General features: G+C 58.1%; 14 protein-coding genes and 1 pseudogene. 12 read left to right on the top strand and 3 right to left on the bottom strand.

All coding sequences use genetic code 11. The annotated features are described in order from the left end of the window. Positions 1–126 precede the first annotated feature (126 nt). The 12 genes from ACYCCG_RS03475 to glmS all read left to right on the top strand — a co-directional run bounded on the left by ACYCCG_RS03475 (position 127) and on the right by glmS (position 11,535). A complete protein-coding gene (locus ACYCCG_RS03475; protein ID WP_010955890.1) occupies positions 127–534 on the top strand; it encodes a F0F1 ATP synthase subunit I in 408 nt (135 codons plus the stop codon). A 16-nt stretch (positions 535–550) separates the two neighbouring features. Further along, complete coding sequence (atpB, locus tag ACYCCG_RS03470) at positions 551–1,420, top strand: F0F1 ATP synthase subunit A (protein ID WP_010955889.1); 870 nt, start codon at positions 551–553, stop codon at positions 1,418–1,420. A gap of 144 nt (positions 1,421–1,564) precedes the next feature. Beyond that, the gene (gene atpE / locus ACYCCG_RS03465; protein WP_003097235.1) at positions 1,565–1,822 is read left to right on the top strand and encodes a F0F1 ATP synthase subunit C; all 258 of its coding nucleotides are present in this window, start codon (positions 1,565–1,567) and stop codon (positions 1,820–1,822) included. Positions 1,823–1,878: 56 nt separating this feature from the next. Further along, complete coding sequence (locus tag ACYCCG_RS03460) at positions 1,879–2,349, top strand: F0F1 ATP synthase subunit B (RefSeq protein WP_010955888.1); 471 nt, start codon at positions 1,879–1,881, stop codon at positions 2,347–2,349. A gap of 12 nt (positions 2,350–2,361) precedes the next feature. After that, positions 2,362–2,898, top strand: coding sequence for a F0F1 ATP synthase subunit delta (locus ACYCCG_RS03455; RefSeq protein WP_003253191.1), 537 nt, complete (start codon positions 2,362–2,364; stop codon positions 2,896–2,898). Positions 2,899–2,919: 21 nt separating this feature from the next. After that, positions 2,920–4,464 carry a F0F1 ATP synthase subunit alpha gene (gene atpA / locus ACYCCG_RS03450; protein WP_459669432.1) on the top strand — a complete coding sequence of 515 codons (1,545 nt, stop codon included), beginning with the start codon at positions 2,920–2,922 and terminating at the stop codon, positions 4,462–4,464. Positions 4,465–4,512: 48 nt separating this feature from the next. After that, positions 4,513–5,373, top strand: a complete 861-nt coding sequence (gene atpG / locus ACYCCG_RS03445; protein WP_016502295.1) for a F0F1 ATP synthase subunit gamma — start codon at positions 4,513–4,515, stop codon at positions 5,371–5,373. Between the two features lie 27 nt (positions 5,374–5,400). After that, positions 5,401–6,777 (top strand): F0F1 ATP synthase subunit beta, encoded by a 1,377-nt coding sequence (gene atpD / locus ACYCCG_RS03440; protein ID WP_003253197.1) that lies wholly within the window; start codon positions 5,401–5,403, stop codon positions 6,775–6,777. A gap of 43 nt (positions 6,778–6,820) precedes the next feature. Then, positions 6,821–7,240: a F0F1 ATP synthase subunit epsilon gene (locus ACYCCG_RS03435; RefSeq protein WP_003260039.1), complete on the top strand. Its 420-nt coding sequence runs from the start codon at positions 6,821–6,823 to the stop codon at positions 7,238–7,240. A 121-nt stretch (positions 7,241–7,361) separates the two neighbouring features. Next, on the top strand, positions 7,362–8,729 hold the full coding sequence (gene glmU / locus ACYCCG_RS03430; RefSeq protein WP_209969033.1) for a bifunctional UDP-N-acetylglucosamine diphosphorylase/glucosamine-1-phosphate N-acetyltransferase GlmU: 1,368 nt from the start codon (positions 7,362–7,364) through the stop codon (positions 8,727–8,729). A 190-nt stretch (positions 8,730–8,919) separates the two neighbouring features. Then, entirely contained in the window at positions 8,920–9,696 is a 777-nt protein-coding gene (locus ACYCCG_RS03425; RefSeq protein ID WP_003253204.1) for a DeoR/GlpR family DNA-binding transcription regulator, read from the top strand. A 3-nt stretch (positions 9,697–9,699) separates the two neighbouring features. Then, positions 9,700–11,535 carry a glutamine--fructose-6-phosphate transaminase (isomerizing) gene (gene glmS, locus ACYCCG_RS03420; RefSeq protein ID WP_459669428.1) on the top strand — a complete coding sequence of 612 codons (1,836 nt, stop codon included), beginning with the start codon at positions 9,700–9,702 and terminating at the stop codon, positions 11,533–11,535. Between the two features lie 104 nt (positions 11,536–11,639). On the opposite strand, the gene ACYCCG_RS03415 is transcribed toward glmS, so the two are convergent. The 3 genes and pseudogenes from ACYCCG_RS03415 to ACYCCG_RS03405 all read right to left on the bottom strand — a co-directional run bounded on the left by ACYCCG_RS03415 (position 11,640) and on the right by ACYCCG_RS03405 (position 13,708). Next, the gene (locus tag ACYCCG_RS03415; protein WP_209969039.1) at positions 11,640–12,263 is read right to left on the bottom strand and encodes a class I SAM-dependent methyltransferase; all 624 of its coding nucleotides are present in this window, start codon (positions 12,261–12,263) and stop codon (positions 11,640–11,642) included. Positions 12,264–12,324: 61 nt separating this feature from the next. Continuing rightward, positions 12,325–13,226, bottom strand: a pseudogene (gene tnpC, locus ACYCCG_RS03410) (IS66 family transposase); the annotation flags it as partial. 41 nt (positions 13,227–13,267) lie between these two features. Next, the gene (locus ACYCCG_RS03405) at positions 13,268–13,708 is read right to left on the bottom strand and encodes a hypothetical protein (protein WP_339442810.1); all 441 of its coding nucleotides are present in this window, start codon (positions 13,706–13,708) and stop codon (positions 13,268–13,270) included. Positions 13,709–13,713: the final 5 nt, after the last annotated feature.

Here is a 13,713-nt window from a genome sequence, read left to right as displayed (position 1 = left end):
GTCGGAAATCACTACCGAAGAGTTGAATAGGGGTTAATCCACCCCTATACTCTGCGCGCATTTTGTCGGCACAAATTATGCCAAGTCATAGCTGACTTGTTGGTCGACTTCCGAGGAGCAGTTGTGATGGAAATACGCACGCCAAACCGCCTGCCTTTCCATCGCTGGGCGGTTTTTCCGGTACTGCTGGCTCAATTTGTCGTACTGCTGCTGGCAACCTTGGTGTTGTGGCAGTGGAAAGGGTCGGTCAGTGGATATTCAGGCCTTTGCGGAGGTTTGATTGCCTGGCTGCCCAATGTGTATTTCGCCTGGAAGGCTTTTCGCTTCAGCGGGGCTCGGGCGGCACAAGCTATCGTCAAGTCGTTTTACGCTGGCGAGGCAGGCAAGATGATTTTGACGGCAGTGCTTTTTGCACTGACCTTTGCAGGAGTGAAGCCACTGGCGCCGCTAGCAGTATTCGGCGTCTTCGTGTTGACCCTTTTGGTCAGCTGGTTCGCGCCCCTGCTGATGAATAAAAGACTTTCGAGACCTTAGGGCGTTTGAGGCAACCATGGCAGCAGAAACCGCTTCGGGCTATATCCAGCACCACTTGCAGAACCTGACCTACGGTCAACTACCAGACGGCAGCTGGGGCTTCGCCCATTCGGCTGCAGAAGCCAAGGCAATGGGCTTCTGGGCGTTCCACCTGGACACCCTGGGTTGGTCCGTCGCGCTGGGTCTGATCTTCCTGTTGATCTTCCGCATGGCGGCCAAGAAGGCGACTTCCGGCCAACCTGGCGGTCTGCAGAACTTCGTTGAAGTGATGGTCGACTTCGTCAACGGCAGCGTGAAGGACTCCTTCCACGGCCGTAGCCCGGTAATCGCGCCGCTGGCGCTGACCATTTTCGTCTGGGTATTCCTGATGAACGCCGTCGACCTGATACCGGTCGACTGGATTCCTCAGCTGGCCATCCTGATTTCCGGTGACCCGCACATTCCGTTCCGCGCCGTGTCGACCACCGACCCGAACGCGACCCTGGCCATGGCCTTCTGCGTCTTCGCCCTGATCATCTTCTACAGCATCAAGGTCAAGGGCCTGGGCGGCTTCATCGGTGAGCTGACCCTGCACCCGTTTGGCAGCAAGAATATCTTCGTGCAGATCCTGCTGATTCCGGTCAACTTCCTGCTGGAATTCGTCACCCTGATCGCCAAGCCGATCTCGCTGGCACTGCGTCTGTTCGGCAACATGTATGCTGGCGAGCTGGTGTTCATCCTGATCGCTGTAATGTTCGGCTCCGGCCTGCTGTGGCTCAGCGGCCTGGGTGTGGTGCTGCAATGGGCGTGGGCTGTGTTCCACATCCTGATCATCACCCTGCAAGCTTTCATCTTCATGATGCTGACCATCGTCTACCTGTCGATGGCTCACGAAGATAACCATTAAGACCGCCTGGCGTGTCTGATAGCCTTCCCTGCCTGTACGGGGGGAGGGCTTAAAAAGTCCGCAAGGGCATGCTGTACCAAACGATTTGTTTTACCGCTTCAAACTAAAAACCTAACCAATACGACGTAAAAGTCGGGAGGAAAGATGGAAACTGTAGTTGGTCTGACCGCTATCGCTGTTGCTCTGCTGATCGGCCTGGGTGCTCTGGGTACCGCCATTGGTTTCGGCCTGCTGGGTGGCAAATTCCTGGAAGGCGCTGCTCGTCAACCAGAAATGGTTCCGATGCTGCAGGTCAAAATGTTCATCGTTGCCGGTCTGCTCGACGCCGTAACCATGATCGGTGTTGGTATCGCTCTGTTCTTCACCTTCGCGAATCCGTTCGTTGGTCAGATCGCCGGCTAATCACTCGTCACCACGAGTTGATGGCTGTATGAATTAAGACCGAGCGAGGTGTTGGCGTGAACATTAATGCAACCCTGATTGGCCAATCCGTTGCTTTCCTGATTTTTGTACTCTTCTGCATGAAGTATGTATGGCCTCCGGTCATCACTGCCCTGCAAGAGCGCCAAAAGAAGATTGCCGACGGCTTGGACGCTGCCAACCGCGCAGCTCGCGACCTGGAGCTGGCCCAAGAGAAAGCGGGTCAGCAACTGCGTGAAGCTAAAGCACAGGCAGCCGAAATCATCGAGCAAAGCAAGAAACGCGCTGCTCAGCTTGTCGACGAAGCCCGTGAACAGGCTCGCGTCGAAGCTGACCGTGTGAAGGCTCAGGCTCTGGCCGAGATCGAACAGGAACTGAACAGCGCTAAAGACGCCCTGCGTGCCCAAGTGGGTGCTCTGGCCGTTGGTGGTGCTGAAAAGATCCTTGGCGCCACAATCGATCAAAACGCGCATGCGGAGCTGGTTAACAAACTGGCCGCTGAAATTTAAGCGAGGGCGATCATGGCAGAACTGACCACGTTGGCCCGACCTTACGCTAAGGCTGCCTTTGAGCATGCCCAGGCCCATCAGCAACTGGCCAATTGGTCAGCCATGCTCGGCCTGGCTGCTGCGGTGTCGCAAGACGACACCATGCAGCGCCTGCTCAAGGCCCCGCGACTGACGAGCGCAGAAAAGGCCGCCACGTTCATTGACGTGTGCGGTGACAAGTTCAATGCACAGGCACAGAATTTCATTCATGTTGCCGCGGAAAACGACCGTCTCCTGCTTCTGCCGGAGATTGCCGCCCTGTTCGACCTGTACAAGGCCGAGCAAGAGAAATCCGTGGACGTGGAAGTCACCAGTGCCTTCGCGTTGAACCAAGAACAGCAAGACAAACTCGCCAAGGTTCTCAGTGCACGGTTAGGCCAGGAAGTGCGCCTGCACGCGTCGGAGGATGCCAGCCTGATTGGCGGCGTCGTCATCCGCGCCGGTGACCTGGTAATCGATGGCTCTGTTCGCGGCAAAATCGCGAAACTGGCCGAAGCATTGAAATCTTGAGTTTGAAGGGGCAGCAGAGCAATGCAGCAACTCAATCCTTCCGAAATTAGTGAAATCATCAAGGGCCGCATCGATAACCTCGATGTGAGCTCCCAAGCCCGTAACGAAGGTACCGTTGTTTCGGTATCCGACGGTATCGTGCGGATCCACGGTCTGGCCGACGTCATGTACGGCGAAATGATCGAGTTCCCTGGCGGCGTCTACGGCATGGCCCTGAACCTGGAGCAAGACTCCGTAGGTGCAGTGATCCTGGGTGCATACGACACCCTCGCCGAAGGCATGAGCGCCAAGTGCACCGGCCGCATCCTGGAAGTTCCGGTTGGTAAGGTACTGCTGGGTCGCGTCGTCGACGCACTGGGCAACCCTATCGATGGCAAAGGTCCTCTGGGCAACACCGAGACCGACGCAGTCGAGAAAGTTGCTCCAGGCGTGATCTGGCGTAAGTCGGTAGACCAGCCTGTACAGACTGGTTACAAATCCGTCGACGCCATGATCCCTGTCGGCCGTGGCCAGCGTGAGCTGATCATTGGCGACCGTCAGATCGGCAAGACCGCCATGGCCATCGACGCCATCATCAACCAGAAAGACTCCGGTATTTTCTGTGTTTATGTTGCTGTCGGCCAGAAGCGTTCCACCGTTGCCAACATCGTTCGCAAGCTGGAAGAAAACGGCGCCCTGGCCAACACCATCGTGGTTGTTGCCAGTGCTTCGGAATCCGCCGCACTGCAATTCCTGGCGCCATACGCCGGTTGCACCATGGGCGAGTTCTTCCGCGACCGCGGTGAAGACGCACTGATCGTTTACGATGACCTGTCCAAGCAGGCCGTTGCCTACCGTCAGATCTCCCTGCTGCTGCGCCGTCCACCAGGACGCGAAGCATACCCAGGCGACGTGTTCTATCTCCACTCCCGTCTGCTGGAGCGTGCATCGCGCGTTTCGGAAGAGTACGTCGAGAAGTTCACCAACGGTGCTGTCACTGGCAAAACCGGTTCCCTGACCGCTCTGCCGATCATCGAAACCCAGGCTGGCGACGTTTCTGCGTTCGTTCCGACCAACGTGATTTCCATCACCGACGGTCAGATCTTCCTGGAATCGGCCATGTTCAACTCGGGCATCCGCCCTGCAGTGAACGCCGGTGTTTCGGTATCCCGCGTGGGTGGTGCCGCTCAAACCAAGATCATCAAGAAGCTGTCCGGTGGTATTCGTACCGCTCTGGCTCAGTACCGTGAACTGGCTGCATTCGCCCAGTTCGCGTCCGATCTGGACGAAGCGACCCGCAAGCAGCTGGAGCATGGTCAGCGCGTTACCGAGCTGATGAAGCAGAAGCAGTACGCGCCAATGTCCATCGCGGACATGGCCCTGTCGCTGTACGCCGCTGAGCGTGGCTTCCTGACCGACGTAGAAGTCTCCAAGATCGGCAGCTTCGAGCAAGCACTGATCGCCTTCTTCAACCGTGATCACGCTGAACTGATGGCGAAGATCAACGTGAAGGGTGACTTCAACGACGAAATCGACGCAGGCCTGAAAGCCGGTATCGAGAAGTTCAAGGCCACCCAGACCTGGTAAGCCGCAGCGGGGGCCCTGGCCCCCGCTTGCTAACCTGATAGGTGATACATGGCAGGCGCAAAAGAGATTCGCAGTAAGATTGCGAGCATCAAAAGCACGCAAAAAATTACCAGCGCCATGGAGAAAGTGGCGGTCAGCAAAATGCGCAGGGCACAAATGCGCATGGCTGCTAGCCGTCCTTACGCGGAGCGTATCCGCCAGGTGATCGGTCATCTGGCCAACGCCAACCCGGAATACCGCCACCCGTTCATGATCGAGCGCCCTGTAAAGCGCGCCGGTTATATCGTGGTGAGCAGTGACCGTGGTCTGTGCGGTGGCTTGAACACCAACCTGTTCAAGGCCCTGGTCAAGGACATGAGCGCAAACCGCGAACAGGGCGTTGAAATCGACCTGTGCGTGATCGGCAGCAAGGGTGCGACTTTCTTCCGCATCTTTGGCGGCAACGTCGTAGCAGCGATCAGCCATTTGGGCGAAGAGCCATCGATCAACGATCTGATCGGCTCCGTCAAAGTGATGCTGGACGCCTACCTGGACGGCCGTATCGATCGCCTCTCGGTGGTTTCGAACAAGTTCATCAATACCATGACCCAGAAGCCGACGGTCGAGCAATTGGTACCGTTGGTGGCAACCCCGGATCAGGATCTCAAGCATCACTGGGACTACCTGTACGAACCCGACGCAAAAGAGCTGCTGGACGGCTTGATGGTGCGCTACGTGGAGTCGCAGGTATACCAGGCGGTGGTCGAGAACAACGCTGCTGAACAAGCGGCCCGGATGATCGCCATGAAGAACGCCACAGACAACGCCGGTGATTTGATCAAAGAGCTTCAGTTGATCTACAACAAGGCGCGTCAGGCTGCGATCACCCAGGAGATCTCGGAAATCGTCGGCGGCGCTGCCGCGGTTTAACGGTTCACATATTCAGAGGATCCAGCTATGAGTAGCGGACGTATCGTTCAAATCATCGGCGCCGTCATCGACGTGGAATTCCCACGTGACGTCGTGCCGAGTGTATACAACGCGCTTAAAGTACAAGGCGCGGAAACCACCCTGGAAGTTCAGCAGCAGCTGGGCGACGGCGTGGTTCGTACCATTGCGATGGGCTCGACCGAAGGCCTGAAGCGCGGTCTGGATGTCGTCGACACCGGCGCTGCCATTTCCGTTCCAGTTGGTAAGGCCACCTTGGGCCGTATCATGGACGTACTGGGCAACCCGATCGACGAAGCCGGCCCGATCGGCGAAGAAGAGCGTCGCGGTATCCACCAGCCAGCGCCTTCGTTCGCTGACCAGGCGGGCGGCAACGACCTGCTGGAAACCGGCATCAAGGTTATCGACCTGGTTTGCCCGTTCGCCAAGGGTGGTAAGGTTGGTCTGTTCGGTGGTGCCGGTGTCGGCAAGACCGTAAACATGATGGAACTGATCCGTAACATCGCCATGGAACACAGCGGTTACTCCGTGTTCGCTGGTGTGGGTGAGCGTACTCGTGAGGGTAACGACTTCTACCACGAGATGAAGGACTCCAACGTTCTCGACAAGGTAGCGCTGGTCTACGGTCAGATGAACGAGCCACCAGGAAACCGTCTGCGTGTAGCGCTGACCGGCCTGACCATGGCCGAGAAGTTCCGTGACGAAGGTAACGACGTTCTGCTGTTCGTCGACAACATCTATCGTTACACCCTGGCCGGTACCGAAGTATCCGCACTGCTGGGCCGTATGCCTTCGGCAGTAGGTTACCAGCCGACCCTGGCTGAAGAGATGGGCGTTCTGCAAGAGCGCATCACCTCCACCAAGGAAGGTTCGATCACCTCCGTACAGGCCGTATATGTACCTGCGGACGACTTGACCGACCCGTCGCCAGCGACCACCTTCGCCCACTTGGACGCCACCGTCGTTCTGTCCCGTGACATCGCCTCCCTGGGTATCTACCCAGCGGTCGACCCACTGGACTCGACTTCGCGCCAGCTGGACCCGAACGTGATCGGCAACGAGCACTACGAGACCGCTCGTGGCGTTCAGTATGTTCTGCAGCGCTACAAAGAGCTGAAGGACATCATTGCGATCCTGGGTATGGACGAACTGTCCGAAGCCGACAAGCAACTGGTAGCCCGCGCTCGTAAGATCCAGCGCTTCCTGTCGCAGCCGTTCTTCGTGGCAGAAGTCTTCACCGGTTCGCCAGGCAAGTACGTTTCCCTGAAAGACACCATCGCTGGCTTCAGCGGCATCCTCAAAGGTGACTACGACCACCTGCCAGAACAAGCGTTCTACATGGTCGGCAGCATCGACGAAGCGATCGAGAAAGCCAAGAAACTGTAATTCCTGCGCCCCGCAAGGGGCGCTATCAGGTTGAGGCAAGCAGATGGCTATGACAGTCCATTGCGATATCGTCAGCGCGGAAGGAGAGATCTTCTCCGGCCTGGTCGAGATGGTGGTTGCGCACGGTAACCTGGGTGATCTTGGTATCGCTCCAGGCCATGCGCCACTGATCACCAATCTCAAGCCTGGTCCGATCACGCTGACCAAGCAGGGTGGCGCACAAGAGGTGTTCTACATCTCTGGTGGTTTCCTCGAGGTTCAGCCGAACATGGTCAAGGTGCTTGCCGATACCGTGCAACGTGCTGCAGACCTGGATGAAGCTCAGGCTCAGGAGGCCCTCAAGGCTGCCGAGAACGCCCTGAATCTGAAAGGCGCGGACTTCGACTACGGCGCCGCCGCCGCACGTCTGGCCGAGGCCGCAGCTCAGCTGCGTACCGTCCAGCAAATGCGCAGAGGCAAGTAATCGGCTACGGCTGATAACTTCTGTTGCGATTGAGTAAAAGGGTAGCCTCGGCTACCCTTTTTCTTTTTCTGTTTTCTCCCCCCACGGTCTTTCACTGACCGCCCAGGATTGGTAGCCAGTAATGTCACTCGATATCGTTATTCTCGCCGCCGGCCAAGGCACCCGCATGCGCTCGGCGCTGCCCAAAGTGTTGCACCCGGTAGCTGGCAATTCCATGCTCGGCCATGTTATCCACAGCGCGCGCCAACTTCAGCCGCAAGGTATTCATGTGGTCATTGGCCATGGTGCCGAACTGGTTCGCGAGCGCCTGGCCGCTGACGACCTGAATTTCGTCATGCAGGATAAACAGCTGGGTACCGGTCACGCTGTTGCCCAGGCACTGCCGGCGCTGACCGCTGACACTGTGCTGGTGTTATACGGCGACGTGCCGTTGATCGAAGTGGAGACCCTGCAGCGTCTGTTGGCAAAGGCCAACGATCAGCAGCTGGGACTGCTTACAGTCACCCTCGACGATCCGACCGGCTATGGCCGAATCGTGCGTGACGAGCAGGGCAAGGTAACTGCCATCGTTGAGCACAAGGACGCCAACGACGCGCAAAAAGCGATCAAGGAAGGCAACACTGGAATTCTGGCCCTGCCAGCCGCGCGTCTTGCCGACTGGATGGGCCGGCTGTCGAACAACAACGCCCAGGGCGAGTATTACCTGACTGACGTAATCGCCATGGCAGTGGCCGATGGCTTGGTGGTGGCAACTGAACAGCCACACGATGCTATGGAAGTGCAGGGCGCCAACGACCGCCGCCAGCTGTCCGAGCTTGAGCGTCACTACCAGTTGCGTGAAGGCCGCCGTCTGATGGCTCAGGGAGTTACCCTGCGCGACCCGGCACGCTTCGATGTTCGTGGTGAAGTGAGCGTAGGTCGTGACGTGCTGATCGACATCAACGTGATTCTCGAAGGCAAGGTGGTCATCGAAGACGATGTGCAGATCGGCCCTAACTGCGTGATCAAGAACACGACCCTGCGCAAAGGCGCGGTGGTCAAGGCCAACAGCCACCTTGAAGGCGCGGTGATGGGAGAAGGCAGCGATGCTGGCCCGTTCGCCCGCCTGCGCCCGGGCAGCGTACTGGAAGCCAAGGCCCATGTGGGTAACTTCGTCGAACTGAAAAACGCCCACCTGGGTGAAGGGGCCAAGGCTGGACACCTGGCTTACCTGGGTGATGCCGAAATCGGTGCGCGGACCAATATCGGCGCCGGCACCATCACCTGCAACTACGATGGTGCCAACAAGTTCAAGACCGTGATGGGTGAAGACGTGTTCATCGGTTCGAACAACTCGCTGGTGGCACCTGTGGAAATCAAGGCCGGCGCGACCACCGCAGCCGGTTCGACTATCACCCAGGCCGTAGAAGCGGGTGACCTGGCTGTAGCCCGTGCGCGCCAGCGCAACATATCGGGCTGGAAGCGCCCGGAGAAGATCAAGAAGAGCTGAGTTATTCACAGCCATTTCGATCGAAAGCCGACTTATGTGAATAAGTCGGCTTTTTTATTGGCCCTGTCCCGCGTCTACAGGACCGCGCCAAAGCAGAGGAAACAATCCACAGGTCAGCGACAGCTTGACGAATCGCTCGTCTTAGGTTTTGATTGCAACCACTAACTTTCGAATCGAAACTTAAAGGCACATGTCGAAACGAAACACACCACAACGGCGACACAATATTCTGGCTTTGCTCAGCGAGCAGGGTGAGGTAAGTGTGGACGCGTTGGCCAAGCGTTTCGCCACCTCGGAAGTGACCATTCGCAAAGACCTCGCTGCCTTGGAAACCAACGGCTTGTTGTTGCGCCGCTACGGTGGTGCGGTGCCGGTGCCGCAAGAGTTGCTCGGTGAACCGGCACAACCCGTCTCTTCCTATAAAAAGGCCATTGCGCGTGCCGCCGTCGGACGTATCCGCGAACATGCGCGCATTATCATCGACAGCGGCAGCACCACGGCGGCAATGATCCCCGAACTGGGGCGCCAGCCAGGTCTGGTGGTGATGACCAATTCACTCAATGTGGCCCGCGCAATCTGCGACCTCGAACACGAGCCGGTGCTGCTGATGACCGGTGGCACCTGGGACCCGCATTCCGAATCGTTCCAGGGCCAGGTCGCGGAGCAGGTATTGCGCTCCTACGATTTCGACCAATTATTCATCGGTGCCGACGGCATCGACCTCGGCCGGGGTACCACTACCTTCAACGAACTTCTTGGGCTGAGCCGGGTCATGGCGGAAGTTGCCCGTGAAGTGATCGTGATGGTCGAGTCGGACAAGGTGGGGCGCAAGATCCCTAACCTCGAGCTGCCCTGGGGCAGCGTGCACACCCTTATTACAGATGAACGCCTGCCAGCAGCAGCGCGCGAACAAATTCAAGCCCGCGGCATCAACCTGATCTGCGCCGCGATCAGCCAGGAGCAATAAAACATGTGTGGAATCGTTGGTGCTGTCGCCGAGCGTAATATCACAGCCATCCTGATCGAAGGCCTCAAGCGTCTTGAATACCGCGGTTACGACAGCGCCGGTTTGGCTGTACTCACCCAGAACGGTGAACTGCAGCGCCGCCGCCGCATCGGCAAGGTCAGCGAGCTGGAGGTTGCTGTTGCTGATGACCCATTGGCAGGCCAGCTGGGTATTGCCCACACCCGCTGGGCTACCCACGGCGCGCCAACTGAAGGCAACGCCCACCCGCACTTCTCGGGCAATGACGTGGCCGTGGTGCACAACGGCATCATCGAGAACCACGAGGAACTGCGCGAAGAGCTGAAAGGGCTGGGCTATGTCTTCACTTCGCAGACCGATACCGAAGTCATCGTCCACCTGATCCACCACACCCTGAAGAGCATTCCAGACCTGACCGACGCCCTGAAGGCGGCGGTGAGGCGCCTGCATGGTGCTTACGGCCTGGCGCTGATCAGTGCCAAGCAGCCGGACCGCCTGGTCGCCGCACGCAGTGGCAGCCCGCTGGTAATCGGCCTGGGCCTTGGCGAGAACTTCCTGGCGTCCGATCAACTGGCGCTGCGCCAGGTTACTGACCGCTTCATGTACCTGGAAGAAGGCGATATCGCTGAAATTCGCCGTGATCAGGTCTCCATCTGGGACCAGCAGGGCAACAAGGTCCAGCGCGAAACCGTGCAGTATCATGAAGGTGCCGAGGCTGCCGACAAGGGCGCTTACCGTCACTTCATGCTCAAGGAAATTCACGAGCAGCCAAGCGTTGTTCAGCGCACGCTTGAAGGCCGCCTGGGCAAGGACAACGTGCTGGTCCAGGCCTTTGGCCCGCAAGCTGCCGACCTGTTTGCCAAGGTGCGCAACGTGCAGATCGTTGCCTGTGGCACCAGCTACCACGCCGGTATGGTTGCGCGTTACTGGCTGGAAAGCCTGGCCGGCATCCCTTGCCAGGTGGAAGTGGCCAGCGAGTTCCGTTACCGCAAGGTGGTGGTGCAGCCGGACACGCTGTTCGTCTCCATCTCGCAGTCCGGCGAAACCGCCGATACCTTGGCCGCACTGCGCAACGCCAAGGAGTTGGGTTTCCTTGGCAGCCTGGCGATCTGCAACGTGGGTATCAGCTCGTTGGTACGCGAGTCGGACTTGACCCTGCTGACCTTGGCCGGCCCTGAAATCGGCGTGGCTTCGACCAAAGCGTTCACCACCCAGCTGGTTTCGCTGATGCTGCTGACCCTGGCCCTGGGTCAGGTGCGCGGTACGCTGGAAGCCGGTGTCGAAGCTGAGCTGGTTGAAGAGCTGCGTCGACTGCCAACCCGCCTGGGCGAAGCCCTGGCCATGGATGCCACCGTCGAGAAAATTGCCGAGCTGTTCGCCGACAAGCACCATACCCTGTTCCTCGGCCGCGGCGCGCAGTACCCGGTGGCGATGGAAGGTGCTCTCAAGCTTAAAGAGATCTCCTACATCCACGCCGAAGCTTACCCAGCAGGCGAGTTGAAGCACGGCCCGCTGGCTCTGGTGGACAACGACATGCCGGTGGTTACCGTTGCACCGAACAACGAACTGCTGGAGAAGCTGAAGTCCAACCTGCAGGAAGTGCGTGCCCGTGGTGGCGAGCTGGTAGTGTTCGCCGACGAGCACGCTGGCATGACCAATGGCGAAGGCACCCACGTGATCAAGGTGCCGCACATTGCCGATGCCCTGGCGCCAATCCTGTACACCATCCCGCTGCAGTTGCTGTCTTATTATGTGGCCGTGCTAAAGGGGACCGACGTTGACCAGCCGCGTAATTTGGCCAAGTCGGTGACTGTCGAGTAAGGGGTCTGCTCGTGATAAAGCTGTAGATTTAGAGAATTAAACCTGTCGCAGGAGGCGGTGAGTCGACCCCGCCGCCTGCAATGCTCCTGCTCCTTAAAGTTGCCTCACTCGTTCGACGCTGGCTTTTGGGCAATGACGTTAAAGCGATGCCAATGCTTCGTGCCTCGCATGCTGGGCCCATCATATTCATGGATTTTGAACGCCTTCAAGCTAAGGTCTTGGAATAGCACACGGGCTTCTGACTCAGAGTGAAAGGTCCTCTCCGGGTCGGATGCCCAATCATCCTTGTCACCGAAGAGTTGGCCCACGAACACTCCTCCAGGGAGAAGTGCAGACGTCACAACTGACCAGAATTTTTCAAAGTGATCTGGATGACAAAATGGTAAGGCCATGCCTGCATGGATCAATGACGAGGGTGGCAAAGCCTCGATGCTTTCAAACCATTGGGTAGCTGTTTCTAGCTTTGCAGCAGGGTGATCCAGACCTATGGCGTGTACCATTTCGATTGCGGCCGGCTCTCGGTCGATAGCTAGAACATCCCAGCCCGCTTGAAGTAAAGCGCGAGTCTCATTGCCAGAGCCACAGCCCAGATCCACAGCTTTTCTAGAGTTTGTCTGAGTGCTCGCAAGTCCGATTGCTGTGTGAAGAAGCGATGATGCTGGACGGTCTCTGTGGTGCTCGTAATACGTTGTCCACTTGAAAGACCCGCACGCGTCTTTGCATTGCATTTTTGTATCCTTCCCTGAGGTCGTAATCTTGTAAGCGTACGCCCAACTCACTTTGCGTAAGTCAGGCCGATACCCGCTGATGCGGCAGTTGCCCAATCTCACTGGCCCGCTGTGTCGGCAGCCGCGTCAGCACATCTTTGAGACAGGCATACGGATCATGCCCATTCATGCGCGCTGACTGGATCAGACTCATGATTGCAGCAGCTCGTTTGCCACTGCGCAGTGATCCGGCAAACAAGCCGTTCGAGCGACCGAGTATCCATGGCCGTAGCTGCTTCTCGACCTGTTGTTGCCGATGGGTACAGCCCCATCGTCCAGGTAGCGCGTCAGCGCTACCCGGCGTTTCACGCTTTATTCGAGGGTTTTGGTCGTGGCTGATCCGTTGGGTGCCAAGTCGCGTTGGGCCAACATCCAGTCGTGCAGTGTTTTGCTGATCGGTACCGCCATTTCCTGACGTATTCGCCAACGGTCTTCGATGGTCATGTCCCGAGCCTGGCGCTCAACCTCGTACAAACCGCCAATCGAGTGCAGCGCCTGTTCGGCCAACTGGCTTTTGTTCGCGACATGCAGGTCAAAGAACTTGCGGCGAGCATGAGCCCTGCGGCCGATTTCAGTGATGCCTTGCTCAAAACCGGCTTTGTAGCCGGCGAAGTCATCTCAGACCAACTTGCCGTTCCAGTCGCCCAGAAAGTTGCGTGCGTGTTCGCCGGTACGGCTTGGTCTGAAGTCATAGATTACTGCCTTGAGCGCTGAAAACGGCGTCGTGGTGTAAGCCCAGACGTAGGTCCGGTGGGTTTTCTTCTCGCCTGGTGCGAGCATTTGCACGGGTGTTTCATCGGTGTGAATCACACCCTGGTTCAGCACCGCTTCATGCAGTGCATCGACCAGCGGCTGGAGCCGTACACCGGTTTGCCGGACCCACTGGGCCAAGGTCGAGCGAGCAATGGTCAGCCCGGCACAGCCACCTTTTCATGCACTTGCCGATTTGCTCTCGCCAGCCGTAATCAGCCAGTGGGATTGAGCAACTGCCACACTTGAATGAGCCCGACCAGGTGCACAAGGCCATACAACAAGCATATTGCCGAGCTGACCACGATGAAACGGCCACTGCGCCCGGTACCCGCCAGAGCAAAAGGGCCAAGTACGCCGCGTAACAGGTAGACCACGGTGATGGCGATCAGCGCAGGTCGTAACAAGGGCAATGGATCGACCACTCCGGCTCCTGACAAGGCATACAGGCCCCAGGTAGCGAGAACCAGGGCGATGCCCGCCGTTACTACCGCTGGATACCAACGCCCAGCCTGGGCCGCACGCACAAAACGCTCGCCAGCGCCGAACAGGCGATACCACGATGGCCCCACCAGGATTACCCCCACGTGCATGATCGACGCCAGTAGGCTAAGCCCCGCGGCCAGCAGCAAAGCGGTGTTGTAGTCATTCGACATATCAT

The organism is Pseudomonas sp. VEM90 (genome assembly GCF_054611535.1).
This window is presented reverse-complemented; position numbering and strand designations above follow the sequence as displayed.